The organism is Streptomyces sp. NPDC048192, assembly GCF_043202415.1.
Taxonomy (GTDB): domain Bacteria; phylum Actinomycetota; class Actinomycetes; order Streptomycetales; family Streptomycetaceae; genus Streptomyces.
Genome location: NZ_JBIDAL010000022.1, coordinates 1 through 12,331, shown reverse-complemented (window position 1 = coordinate 12,331; position 12,331 = coordinate 1). Strand labels below are relative to the sequence as shown.

The window sequence follows — 12,331 nt, the reverse complement described above, 5'->3', positions numbered from 1 at the left end:
GGCCCGGGCAGGTCCCCGCGCCCCGAGCCGTCCGCCGTGCCTGGTGGCGCACGGTCGGCCCGCGATCACAGCACTTCCCCGCGTACCGAGCCCGACGCCGAGCCGGGCGACGCTCAGCCTGCGCGTCGGCGCGGAAGGCCCCCGCGTGCCGAGTCCGCGGACACCCGTGACCGGATCCTCGCCGTCGCCCGTGAGGAGTTCTCCGAGCGTGGGTACGAGAAGACGTCGGTGCGCGGCATCGCCAAGGCGGCCGGTGTCGACTCCGCGCTGGTCCACCACTACTTCGGCACCAAGGAGCAGGTCTTCGAGGCGGCGATCGCGGTGGCCTTCGCGCCCGCGCTGAACGCCCCCGAGGCCCTGGCCGCCGGCCCCGTCGACGGGGTGGGGGAGCGGCTGACCCGGTTCGTCTTCGGCGTCTGGGAGAACCCCACGACCCGTACGCCGCTCCTCGCGATCCTCCGGTCCGCGGTCAGCAACGACACCGCCGCCGCCGTCTTCCGCCGGCTCGTCGCCTCCCAGCTGCTGCGCCGCATCGCCGCCCAGCTGGACCTGCCCGACGCCGAGCTGCGCGCCGAGCTGGCCGCCGCCCAGCTGGTGGGTACGGCGATGATGCGGTACGTCGTCAAGCTGGAGCCGCTGGCGTCCGCCGACCTGGAGCAGATCATCGCGCGCGTCGCACCGGTCGTACAGCACCACCTGACCAGCACCTGAGCCGCGCTGCGGGCCCCGTGTCGCCGAGACGGCCGTCCCGCATTCCGGACAGCCGTGTCCAGCGTTTGGAGCACCGGCGTACGCTCGGAGACAACCAGAATTGTCTGGCAGATCTTCGAAGGAGCGAGCGACGATGCCCGAGCTGAGGTCCCGCACAGTCACCCACGGCCGCAACATGGCGGGCGCCCGCGCCCTTATGCGCGCCTCCGGTGTACCGGGTGCGGACATCGGCCGGAAGCCGATCATCGCCGTCGCCAACTCCTTCACCGAGTTCGTCCCCGGCCACACCCATCTGCAGCCGGTCGGCCGGATCGTCTCCGAGGCGATCACGGAGGCGGGCGGCATCCCGCGCGAGTTCAACACCATCGCGGTCGACGACGGCATCGCCATGGGCCACGGCGGCATGCTCTACTCGCTGCCCTCCCGCGACCTGATCGCGGACAGCGTCGAGTACATGGTCGAGGCGCACTGCGCCGACGCCCTGGTCTGCATCTCCAACTGCGACAAGATCACCCCGGGCATGCTGCTGGCCGCCCTGCGCCTGAACATCCCCACGGTCTTCGTCTCCGGCGGCCCCATGGAGTCCGGCCGCGCCACCCTGGTCGACGGCACGGTCCGCACCCTCGACCTGGTCGACGCGATCTCCGACGCCGTCAACGACAAGATCTCCGACGAGGACATCCTCCGCATCGAGGAGAACGCCTGCCCGACCTGCGGCAGCTGTTCCGGCATGTTCACCGCCAACTCGATGAACTGCCTGACCGAGGCCATCGGCCTCTCCCTCCCCGGCAACGGCTCGGTCCTCGCCACGCACACCGCGCGCCGGCAGCTCTACGTCGACGCGGCCCGCACGGTCATGGACCTCACCCGCCGCTACTACGAGCAGGACGACGACTCGGTCCTGCCGCGCAGCATCGCCACCTTCCAGGCCTTCGAGAACGCCATGGCCCTGGACATCGCGATGGGCGGCTCCACCAACACGATCCTGCACCTGCTGGCCGCCGCCCAGGAGGCGGGCGTCCCCTTCGGCCTGGAGCAGATCGACGCCGTCTCCCGCCGGGTCCCGTGCCTGGCCAAGGTCGCCCCGAACGTCGCGAAGAACCGCACGTACTACATGGAGGACGTGCACCGCGCCGGCGGCATCCCGGCCCTGCTCGGCGAACTGCACCGCGCCGGCCTGCTCAACGAGGACGTGCACGCCGTCCACAGCCCGTCCCTGGCCGACTGGCTCAAGACCTGGGACGTGCGCGGCGGTTCCCCGTCCCCCGAGGCGGTCGAACTGTGGCACGCGGCCCCCGGCTGCAAGCGCTCCGCCGAGGCCTTCTCCCAGTCCGAGCGCTGGGAGGCCCTGGACGACGACGCCGAGAACGGTTGCATCCGCTCCGTCGAGCACGCCTACTCCAAGGACGGCGGCCTGGCGGTCCTCAAGGGCAACCTGGCGGTCGACGGGTGCGTCGTGAAGACGGCCGGCGTGGACGAGTCCATCTGGACCTTCGAGGGCCCCGCGGTCGTCTGCGAGTCCCAGGAGGAGGCCGTCCAGCGGATCCTCACCCAGGAGGTCAAGGACGGCGACGTCGTCGTCATCCGCTACGAGGGCCCCAAGGGCGGCCCCGGCATGCAGGAGATGCTCTACCCGACCTCGTACCTGAAGGGCCGCGGCCTCGGCAAGACCTGCGCGCTGATCACCGACGGCCGCTTCTCCGGCGGCACCTCCGGCCTGTCCATCGGCCACGCCTCCCCGGAGGCCGCCTCCGGCGGCACGATCGCCCTCGTCCAGGACGGCGACCGCATCCGCATCGACATCCCGAACCGCACGATCGAACTCCTCGTCGACGAGGCCGAACTGGCCCGCCGCGAGCAGGCCCTGAACGGCGTGTACGCCCCCGGGAACCGCGACCGCAAGGTCTCCGCCGCCCTCCGCGCCTACGCCGCGATGGCCACCAGCGCCGACAAGGGCGCGGTCCGGGACGTCACCAAGCTGGGCTGAACCCGCACACCAGGCAAGGGGCCGCTTCCCGCCGCCTTGGGAGCGGCCCCTTCCCGCGTCACCAGCCGGCCGGATCGCGCGCGGAGACGGCGAAGACGGTGCCGTCGGGGGCGGTGGCGTAGACGCGCGAGCCGATGAGCAGCGGGGCCGGCACGACCCCCGCGACCTGGCCCGCGTTCGTGCCGAGCCGCGACGGTGTCTGCCCCACCAGGCTTCCGTCGCGTGCGTCGAAGGCGAGCAGGCGCCCGTCCGGCGCGGTGAAGTAGACGTGGTCCGCGGAGACGACCGGCACCGAACCACGAGTGACGGACGTCTCGACGTGCCACAGCCGTGTGCCGGTGCGGAGGTCCAGGGCCTCCAGCGAGCCGCCGGCCGCCAGCAGGTTGACGACATCGCCGCGCACGGTGGCCTGGGGTGCCGTCAGCGGAACGGACAGAGCGACACGGCGTACGGATTTCGCGTCCGGCTGTGAGCCCGGTGCATACCGGACGACGGCGTTCGCGTCCCCCGAGACGGGGTCCAAGGCCAGCAGGAACAGGGAACCGCGCCGGCTGCCGATGGGCTGCAGCGTACCCTTCAGCCGCGCCTCCCAGCGCGCGGTGCCGGTGCGCGGGTCCAGGGCGGTGACCTGCGTGGACGCCCCGTCCGCCGACGTGCTCGTCGCATAGGCCAGGGGATCGCCGTCGTAGTGCGCCAGGAATGGTGTGCCGGTCCCGGACACCCGCCGGTGCCACATGGTGTCGCCCGACGCCCCGGCCACCCCGGTGACCGTCCCGTCCGTGCCGGTGACAAGGAGCATGGACCCGGCGCACCGGATCCCCGTGTGCGCGGGTATGTCCCGCTGCCAGCGCGGCCTGCCCGAGGCGGGCTCCAGCGCCACCACACGCCGGCCGCCCTCCGCCGGCAGCAACAGCAGGCCGTCCGAGAAGGCCGGAGCGTCGCTGGTGCGTTCGTCGGCGACCGGGCGGCGCCACAGGAGCGAGCCGTGCGCTGGATCGAGAGCGAACGCCAGGCCGGACCGGACGCAGAGCAACTTCCCCGCTCCCTCGACGCATTGCGGCATCCCGGAGCCCTTCGCGCTCGGCTTCGTCCGCCATGCGGCGAACCCGGAGGGGACGGTGCGTACGTCGGTGTGCTGGGCCGGAAGACCTTTGTCGCCCCCCGGCCACAGCAGCGCGGAGAACACACCGGCCAGAGCGAGGGCGAGCACCCCGGCGCCGAGGGCAGCAAGCCTGCCGAAGCGCCTGCGCGGCCCGGGCGCAGGCTCGGCACCGGCGGGTTCCGGCGCCGGCACGTCGTGCCCGGTGCGCTGCGCCGGTATGAACGCCTGCGTGTCGTACGAGGCCGCCACGGACCGCAGTTCCCGCATGAGTTCGTCGGGCGTCGGCCGCTCCGCGGGCTCCTTGGCGAGACACCGCAGGATCAGCGGCGCGAGGTTCTCCGGCACCCCGGTCAGATCCGGCTCGTCGTGCACGACCTGATACGCGACGACGTACGGGCTGTCGGAGTCGAACGGCCCCCGCCCGGTCGCCGCATGCACCATCACCGAGCCGAGCGCGAAGATGTCCGCCGCCGGCCCCACGTCGCGCGGACGCCGGAACTGCTCGGGTGCCATGAAGGGCGGCGTGCCGATCAACTTGCCGGTCTCGGTGCGCAGTTCGCTGTCCGTGGGCCTGGAGATGCCGAAGTCGATGACTTTCGGCCCGTCCTCGGCCAGCAGCACGTTGCTCGGCTTGAGATCCCGGTGCACGACCCCGACCCGATGGATGTCACGCAACGCCTCGGCGAGCCCGGCCATGAGCCGCCGCAACTGTGCCGCAGGCATCGGGCCGTTCCGTTTCACCTGCTCCGAGAGCGTCGGACCGGGAATGAACAGCGTGGCCATCCAGGGCCGTCCGGCCTCCGGGTCGGCGTCCACGACGGGCGCGGTGAAGGCGCCGCTCACCCTGCGGGCCGCAGCCACCTCCTGCCGGAAACGGGCCCTGAACTCGGGATCCCTCGCGAACTCCGCGTGTACGACCTTCACCGCGAGCTTCAGCCCGGAGGTACTGCGGGCCAGATGCACCACACCCATGCCACCGGACCCCAGACAGGACTCCAGGAGGTACTGACCGGCGTACTCGGGAAGTTCCGCTTCCGCGCCCGCCCCGGGCCTGCGCTGTGGCGTCATGGACCACCCCCGTGCTGTTCGTCCGCGCGCGCGACGCACGGAGCCTAGTCGATGACTCGTGCGAGACAGAGGCGGCTTGCTAGCCTGCGCGCGCGAGTTGCGCACACGCGTTTCTGTTGAACACGGGGGAGGACCGTCATGTCAGTCGAACACGCGGAGACCGCGAGCGGCGGCGAGAACGACGCGCTCACAGCGGAATCTGCCGTACGCACCTACCCGGTCGCCCCGGGCGTCCGCCTGAACGTCCGCAGCGGCCCCGGCACCAACTACAGCATCATCCGGGTCCTCACCGAGGACACCCGCGTCCCGATCTTCTGCCAGACGCCGGGCACGACGGTGACGGGTCCCTACGGCACCTCGAACATCTGGGACAACATCAACAACGGCGAGTACGTCTCCGACGCCTACGTCCAGACCGGCAGCGACGGTTACATCGCCTCCCGCTGCGCCTGACGCACCCAAAGGACACAAGTGACCTCACTCAAGCGCAGAACCGCTGTCCTGGCCGCCGCCGCGGGGGCGTTCCTGACCGTGCTCAGCCTGCCGGCTTCGGCGGCGTCCACCGATCTCCGCTACTACTCCGTCGCCCCGGGCGTCCGCCTGAACGTCCGCAGCGGCCCCGGCACCAGCTACAACATCGTGCGTGTCCTGGCCGAGGGCGCCAAGGTCCCGATCTTCTGCCAGACCCCGGGCACGACGGTCACCGGCCCCTACGGCACGTCGAACATCTGGGACAACATCGACAACGGCGAGTACGTCTCCGACACCTACGTCCAGACGGGCAGCGACGGCTACATCGCACCGCGCTGCGGCTGACACCCGTCCCACCCGGAGCCCGCCCTCGCCGGGCCGAGCGCCATAATCGTTGCGTGAGCGACGAGAACGGCACCCCGGACACCCCGGCGGGCTCCGCGGGCGGTACGGCCCAGGGCGGCGGACCCCGCCCCGAGCCCCTCCGCTTCTTCGGCACCACCTGGGTGCACCACGACCACGGCTACGCCGCCCGCCGGGCCGGCGTCGCCGTCGGCTCCCTCGCCGCCGCCGTCGTCTCCTGCCTGGTCCTCCGCTTCGCCTACGAGGGCATCCGGATCGCCGGCACCGGCTCCTTCGTGACCGTGCTGATCATCGCCATGTTCGCGATCTGCAGCGCACTCGCCTTCCGCAACACCTGGGAGGGCTTCGGCAAGCGCCACGACCCGCAGCGCCAGGCCTCCCTGCGCGGCCTGCTCGCCATCGGCTTCGTCGGCTCCCTCCTCGCCTACTTCTTCCGCTCCCTCACCGAGGCCCCGGGCGAAAAACTCCACCGCGAGGAGTACGACCGGGCCCGCGAGGAGTACGCCCGCCGCTCTTCCCGCCGCACCGGCAACCCGTCGAAGAAGAAGCGCCGGCGGTAGGGACACGGGCCAGCCGAGCGGCTGGAGCGAAGGTCAGTAGTAGCTGCTCATGATGGCCGTCGCCCACTCCGGCTGACGTGTCGCGCCCTGCGGCCCGAACTCCGTCATGTACGGCTTGATGTCCAGCACAGGCGTGCCGTCCACCGCGTCCAGCCCCTCGACGTGCACCTCCAGCCCGTCGACCCGCAGGAGCCGGCAGCGGGAGACCCCGATCCGGTTGGGGCGGTTCTTGCCGCGCTGGGCGAAGATGCCGACCTTCGGCCAGTCGGTGTTGCCGCGTGGATGCCGGGCCCCGGTCTCGATCCTCTCCTCCGGCACCCGGTCGAAGTGGTAGACGACCTCGAGGTGGGAGAAGTCCTCAAGTCCGGCCAGGGCCTCCGCCCCGAACCGGTCACCGTCGATGCGGATCACGGCCCGCACCGCACCCCACTCGTCGTCCCGCACCTCCCCACGCCCACCGACGACCCGCCCGACCGGCCGCACCACCACATCCCCGCTGCCCGTGACGCCTCCGGCGGCGTGCGCCGCCTCCTCACCCTGCCCGCCCACGGCGGCCCCCTCCCTCGCGGAACACACCGGCAGAGTAAGCGACTTGGATGCGACTCCACCCCCATCCCCAACCGGAGCTGTCCCGCCGCTCACGCGCCCATGCTCCGCTGCCGCCGGACGCCGCCTCGCCGGTGCCCCGCCGCGAAAACCACTGCCGTCACCATCCCCTCCGGCCGACCATGTCCGTATGACCACGCCACAGCCGCCCTGCCCATCGCCCTCCCCCTCACTCGCTCGCGCCCTCTCCAACACGGCCCGCGCGCACTCCTTCAACTCCGCCGCGGCCCAGTACGCCGCGAACCGCCCCTCCTACCCGCCCGCCCTCTTCGACGCCGTCGAGGAGCTGGCCGGCCGCTCGCTGTCCGGCGCCAGGGTCGTCGACGTCGGCGCCGGCACCGGCATCGCGACCGCCCTGCTGCACGCCCGCGGCGCCGACGTACTCGCCGTCGAACCCGGCGCCGGAATGGCCGCCGAGTTCCGCCGCGGCCTGCCGCAGCTCCCGATCGTCCGCGGCACCGGTGACGCCCTTCCCCTCGCCGGCGCCTCCGCCGACTTCATCACCTACGCCCAGGCCTGGCACTGGACCGACACCGCCCGCTCGGTGCCGGAGGCGCTGCGGGTGCTGCGGCCGGGCGGCGCGCTGGCGCTGTGGTGGAACGGCGACGCCCGGGACGTCGACTGGATCGCCGACGCCGCCGCCCGTATCGGCCGCTTCCTGGGCGTGGACGTGGTCGCCCAGAAGCGCGACGCCGGCCGTACGGAACTCGCCGACCCCAGCGGCCGACTCCGCTTCAGCCGCCGGGAGGTCCGCTGGAGCCGCCGCGTCCCGATCGACACGCACCTCGCCAACATCGGCAGCCACTCCGCCTTCCTCCTCACGCCCGAGGACCGCAGGACGGCCTTCCTGGAGGAGGAGCGCGCCCACCTGCTGAAGGTGTTCCCCGACGGCATCGTCGAGGAGACCTACGACGTGCTCCTCCTCGTCGCCCGCAAGCCCTGACCCGCGCGGCGTCCTGGCATCGGCGGCGGTCGGGTACTCCCCGGCCGCCGCTGCCGTATGCCCACCGCGACCCGGCCCTTGACGGCGGGGGCGCCCAGGCCGATTATTCATCGCATGATGAATTACTCGCCGGAACCACCCTCCGAGTCCCCCGGCACCTCCACCGCGCCCGCAGCGGCGACCACGCCCGCCACCCCCGCCGTCCACGCCGACGACCTCACCGTCGTCCGCGGCCCCCGCACCGTCCTGCGCCACCTCCGCTTCACCATCCCCCGCGGCCGGATCACCGGCCTGCTCGGCCCCTCCGGCTGTGGCAAGTCCACCCTCATGCGCGCGATCGTCGGCACCCAGGCCAAGGTCACCGGCACCCTCGACGTCCTCGGCCGCCCGGCCGGCCACCCCGCCCTGCGCAGCCGCGTCGGCTACGTCACCCAGGCCCCCTCCGTCTACGACGATCTGACCGTCCGCCAGAACCTCGACTACTTCGCCGCGATCCTCGACCCGGGCCACGCGGCCGCCGAACGCCGGCACGACCACGTCACCCGAGCCATCGCCGACGTCGACCTCACCAGCCACGCCGACACGCTCGCCGGCAACCTCTCCGGCGGTCAGCGCGGTCGCGTCTCGCTGGCCGTCGCCCTGCTCGGCAGCCCCGAACTCCTCGTCCTGGACGAACCGACCGTCGGCCTCGACCCCGTCCTGCGCCGCGACCTGTGGAACCTCTTCCACGACCTCGCCGACCGCGGCGCCACCCTCCTCGTCTCCTCCCACGTCATGGACGAGGCCGAGCGCTGCCACCGCCTTCTGCTCATGCGCGAGGGCGAGATCCTCGCCGAGGACGCACCCGAGGAACTGCGCACCCGCACCGGCGCCGACACCGTCGAGGCCGCCTTCCTCCGCCTCGTCGACGAGGCCGCCGCACACCGCCCCCAGCCCACGACCCGATGACCCCGATGCGCCCGATGAGCCCGATGAGGATGACCCGATGAGTACGACCGCCCCCGCGACCCCCGCGACCGCAGCCACCGCCTCCACGGGCGCCTTCACCCTCTCCCGTACGACCGCCACCGCCGCCCGGGTGCTGCGCCAGCTCCGGCACGACCCGCGCACCATCGCGCTGATGCTCCTCGTCCCGTGCCTGATGCTCGTCCTGCTGCGCTACGTCTTCGACGCCAGCCCCCGCACCTTCGACAACATCGGCGCCTCCCTGCTCGGCGTCTTCCCGCTGATCACGATGTTCCTGGTCACCTCCATAGCCACCCTGCGCGAACGCACCTCCGGCACCCTCGAACGCCTCCTCGCCATGCCGCTCGGCAAGGCCGACCTCATCGCCGGCTACGCCCTCGCCTTCGGCACGCTCGCCGTCGTCCAGTCCGCCCTCGCCACCGGACTCGCCCTGTGGCTGCTCGGCCTCGACGTCACCGGATCCCCCTGGCTGCTGCTCCTCGTCGCCCTCCTCGACGCCCTGCTCGGCACGGCCCTCGGCCTCTTCGTCTCCGCCTTCGCCGCCTCGGAGTTCCAGGCCGTCCAGTTCATGCCCGCGGTGATCTTTCCCCAGCTCCTGCTGTGCGGCCTGTTCACGCCCCGCTCCGACATGCACCCCGTCCTCACGGCCGTCTCCGACGTGCTGCCCATGTCGTACGCCGTCGACGGCATGAACCAGGTCCTGCACCACACCGACATGACCGCGACCTTCGTGCGGGACGTCCTGATCGTGGCCGGCTGCGCCCTGCTGGTCCTGGCGCTGGGCGCGGCGACCCTGCGACGCCGGACAGCGTGAGCACCGGACCCCGGAGCCAGCGGGCGTCCGCCCAGCGGACAAGGCGGCCGCCCCGCTCCTCACCGGTGCAAAACTGAACCCCATGAGCCAGAAAGTCGCAGTCCTCGGCACCGGCAAGATCGGCGAAGCCCTGCTCAGCGGAATGATCCGGGCCGGCTGGGCCCCCGCCGACCTCCTGGTCACCGCCCGCCGCCCCGAACGCGCCGAAGAACTCCGCGCCCGTCACGGCGTCAGCCCGGTCACCAACACCGAGGCCGCCAAGACCGCCGACACCCTCATCCTCACGGTCAAGCCGCAGGACATGGGCACCCTCCTGGACGAGCTGGCCCCCCACGTCCCCGCCGACCGCCTGATCATCAGCGGCGCCGCCGGTATCCCCACCTCCTTCTTCGAGGAGCGCCTGGCCGCAGGCACCCCGGTCGTCCGGGTCATGACCAACACCCCCGCCCTCGTCGACGAGGCCATGTCGGTGATCTCCGCCGGCAGCCACGCCACCGAGCAGCACCTCGCGCACGCCGAGGAGATCTTCGGCGCCGTCGGAAAGACACTCCGCGTCCCCGAGACCCAGCAGGACGCCTGCACCGCCCTGTCCGGCTCCGGCCCCGCGTACTTCTTCTACCTGGTCGAGGCCATGACCGACGCCGGCATCCTGCTCGGCCTGCCCCGCGACAAGGCCCACGACCTCATCGTCCAGTCCGCCATCGGCGCCGCCGTGATGCTCCGCGACAGCGGCGAACACCCCGTCAAGCTCCGTGAGAACGTCACCTCACCGGCGGGCACCACGATCAACGCCATCCGCGAACTGGAGAACCACGGCGTACGAGCCGCCCTCATCGCCGCCCTCGAAGCCGCCCGCGACCGCAGCCGCGAACTCGCCTCCGGCAAGAAGGACTGACCCGGTGCCGGGGGCCGACGGCTCACCACCGCCCGCCCCCGCACGCCAGGACCGGCCCCAGGCACCGGACCCGCACGGGCCGCCCCGGCCGCCCTAACGGCCGGCCGCGGCGGACCCGCACGGGCCGCCCCGGCCGCCCTAACGGCCGGCCGCGCTCAGCGCCGTATCGAACACCGGAGGCAACAACCCGATCGCCCGGTACGCCGCATCGACGGTCGGCCGGGCCATCGCCCTCGCCTTCTCCGCTCCATCCCGCAGCACCCCCTCCACATAGCCGGGATCGGCGCACAGCTCCCTGTGCCTGGCCTGCACGGGCCTGAGGACCTCCACCACCGCCTCCGCGGTGTCCTTCTTCAAAGCGCCGTACGAGTCGTAAACGGATGCCAGTGACTCAGGGTTCCCGCCCGTGCACGCAGCGAGAATCTCCAGCAGGTTCGCGACCCCCGGCCGGCCCTCCCGGTCGTACTCCACCGCGCGCCCGCTGTCGGTGACGGCCCGCATGATCTTCTTCCGCACGGCGTCCGGCTCGTCCAGCAGATAGACGACACCCAGCCCCGACTCGTCCGACTTCCCCATCTTGGACATCGGGTTCTGCAGATTCATCACGCGCGCCGCGACCGCCGGGCGCGTCGCCCTCGGCACCACGAACGTGTGCCCGAACCGCTGGTTGAACCGCACGGCCAGATCTCGCGCCAGCTCCACATGCTGCACCTGGTCGTCGCCGACCGGCACCTCGTCCGCGCCGTACCCCAGGATGTCCGCCGCCATCAGCACCGGATACGTCAGCAGCGACAGCCGCACGGTCCCACCGCGCTCCCGGACCTTCGCCGTCTTCTCCTTGTACTGGATCATCCGGCGCATCTCACCGTCGGTCGCCACGCACTCCAGCAGGTACGACAGCCTGGTGTGCTCGTCGACATGACTCTGCAGGAACACCGTGCAGACCTCCGGATCCAGCCCGGCCGCCAGCATCAACGTCGCCGTCTGCCGGCTGAGCCTGAGCAGCCGCGCCGGATCCTGGTCCACGGTCAGCGCGTGCAGGTCCACGACGCAGAACACCGAGTCGGCCTGGTGCTGGTCCGTCTCCACCCAGCGCCGCAGCGCTCCCAGATAGTTGCCCAGCGTCAGGTGCCCGGTCGGCTGAACCCCGCTGAAGACCCGCGTCATCTCCACTCCACCTCCTGGTCGGGACCACCGCTCCTGCGGCCGGCCCCCGGAGTCCGGAGGAGATACGAGAACGGCCGCCGAAGCGGCGGCCGTTGGTTGCATACGTGAGTACGGCCGCCGTCAGGCGGCCCACCAGAGCTGGGTACACGTACGCGTCGTCATGCCGAAAAGAGTACGCCCCCGGGGGACGCCCGGCACAGAGTTGACACGCCGCACGCCGATCCGTAAGGTTCTCCGAGTTGTCCGACGTGAGCGCCGACCCCGGTCGGTCCCCGGACAGCCACTCCGCAAGTACCACCGCAATCGACGCTCCGGCGCCGACTGCATTGGCGTGCGTATTTGCGAAATGAGGAATCCGCGTTCGAAAGAACGCAGCCCCCGATTCGCTCGGGAGCACGGAATCCGCTAAAGTCTCACTCGTCCGAACGGCCCAACAGCCGAGACGACAAACCCCCTGACTGGGAGTCAGACGCCGAAAGGATCTGATAGAGTCGGAAACGCCGGAAAGGAAACCGCGAGACAAACGCGGGAGCCTGGAAAGCACCGAGGAAATCGGATCGGAAAGATCTGATAGAGTCGGAAACGAAGGGAAGCGCCCGGAGGAAAGCCCGAGAGGGTGAGTACGAAGGAAGCGACCGTTCCTTGAGAACTCAACAGCGTGCCAAAAGTCAACGCCAG

At 71.6% G+C, this 12,331-nt stretch carries 12 protein-coding genes; 9 read left to right on the top strand and 3 right to left on the bottom strand.

What is annotated here, in order from left to right; genetic code table 11:
- The first annotated feature begins 36 nt into the window (after positions 1-36).
- Positions 37-711: a TetR family transcriptional regulator gene (locus tag ACGFZN_RS35080; RefSeq protein WP_393862605.1), complete on the top strand. Its 675-nt coding sequence runs from the start codon at positions 37-39 to the stop codon at positions 709-711.
- A 133-nt stretch (positions 712-844) separates the two neighbouring features.
- Positions 845-2,698, top strand: coding sequence for a dihydroxy-acid dehydratase (ilvD, locus tag ACGFZN_RS35075; RefSeq protein ID WP_393862512.1), 1,854 nt, complete (start codon positions 845-847; stop codon positions 2,696-2,698).
- Positions 2,699-2,756: 58 nt separating this feature from the next.
- Here the strand turns inward: ilvD and ACGFZN_RS35070 are convergent, their stop codons facing one another.
- Positions 2,757-4,868, bottom strand: a complete 2,112-nt coding sequence (locus ACGFZN_RS35070) for a serine/threonine-protein kinase (protein WP_393862511.1) — start codon at positions 4,866-4,868, stop codon at positions 2,757-2,759.
- 138 nt (positions 4,869-5,006) lie between these two features.
- Between ACGFZN_RS35070 and ACGFZN_RS35065 the strand changes: the two genes are divergently transcribed.
- The 3 genes from ACGFZN_RS35065 to ACGFZN_RS35055 all read left to right on the top strand — a co-directional run bounded on the left by ACGFZN_RS35065 (position 5,007) and on the right by ACGFZN_RS35055 (position 6,262).
- Positions 5,007-5,321 carry an SH3 domain-containing protein gene (locus ACGFZN_RS35065; RefSeq protein WP_393862510.1) on the top strand — a complete coding sequence of 105 codons (315 nt, stop codon included), beginning with the start codon at positions 5,007-5,009 and terminating at the stop codon, positions 5,319-5,321.
- A 72-nt stretch (positions 5,322-5,393) separates the two neighbouring features.
- On the top strand, positions 5,394-5,684 hold the full coding sequence (locus tag ACGFZN_RS35060; protein WP_393862604.1) for an SH3 domain-containing protein: 291 nt from the start codon (positions 5,394-5,396) through the stop codon (positions 5,682-5,684).
- Between the two features lie 53 nt (positions 5,685-5,737).
- Complete coding sequence (locus ACGFZN_RS35055; RefSeq protein ID WP_393862509.1) at positions 5,738-6,262, top strand: EamA/RhaT family transporter; 525 nt, start codon at positions 5,738-5,740, stop codon at positions 6,260-6,262.
- A 33-nt stretch (positions 6,263-6,295) separates the two neighbouring features.
- Here ACGFZN_RS35055 and ACGFZN_RS35050 read toward each other — a convergent pair whose 3' ends face one another.
- The gene (locus ACGFZN_RS35050; protein ID WP_393862603.1) at positions 6,296-6,751 is read right to left on the bottom strand and encodes an SAM-dependent methyltransferase; all 456 of its coding nucleotides are present in this window, start codon (positions 6,749-6,751) and stop codon (positions 6,296-6,298) included.
- Between the two features lie 247 nt (positions 6,752-6,998).
- On the opposite strand from ACGFZN_RS35050, the gene ACGFZN_RS35045 reads away from it, so the two are divergent.
- The 4 genes from ACGFZN_RS35045 (at position 6,999) to proC (ending at position 10,486) form a co-directional block, all read left to right on the top strand.
- Entirely contained in the window at positions 6,999-7,811 is an 813-nt protein-coding gene (locus tag ACGFZN_RS35045; protein ID WP_393862508.1) for a class I SAM-dependent methyltransferase, read from the top strand.
- A gap of 114 nt (positions 7,812-7,925) precedes the next feature.
- Positions 7,926-8,759 carry an ABC transporter ATP-binding protein gene (locus ACGFZN_RS35040; RefSeq protein ID WP_393862507.1) on the top strand — a complete coding sequence of 278 codons (834 nt, stop codon included), beginning with the start codon at positions 7,926-7,928 and terminating at the stop codon, positions 8,757-8,759.
- 37 nt (positions 8,760-8,796) lie between these two features.
- The gene (locus ACGFZN_RS35035; protein ID WP_393862506.1) at positions 8,797-9,591 is read left to right on the top strand and encodes an ABC transporter permease; all 795 of its coding nucleotides are present in this window, start codon (positions 8,797-8,799) and stop codon (positions 9,589-9,591) included.
- 82 nt (positions 9,592-9,673) lie between these two features.
- Positions 9,674-10,486, top strand: coding sequence for a pyrroline-5-carboxylate reductase (gene proC, locus ACGFZN_RS35030; protein ID WP_360153775.1), 813 nt, complete (start codon positions 9,674-9,676; stop codon positions 10,484-10,486).
- 138 nt (positions 10,487-10,624) lie between these two features.
- Here the strand turns inward: proC and trpS are convergent, their stop codons facing one another.
- The gene (trpS, locus tag ACGFZN_RS35025; RefSeq protein ID WP_393862505.1) at positions 10,625-11,653 is read right to left on the bottom strand and encodes a tryptophan--tRNA ligase; all 1,029 of its coding nucleotides are present in this window, start codon (positions 11,651-11,653) and stop codon (positions 10,625-10,627) included.
- Positions 11,654-12,331: the final 678 nt, after the last annotated feature.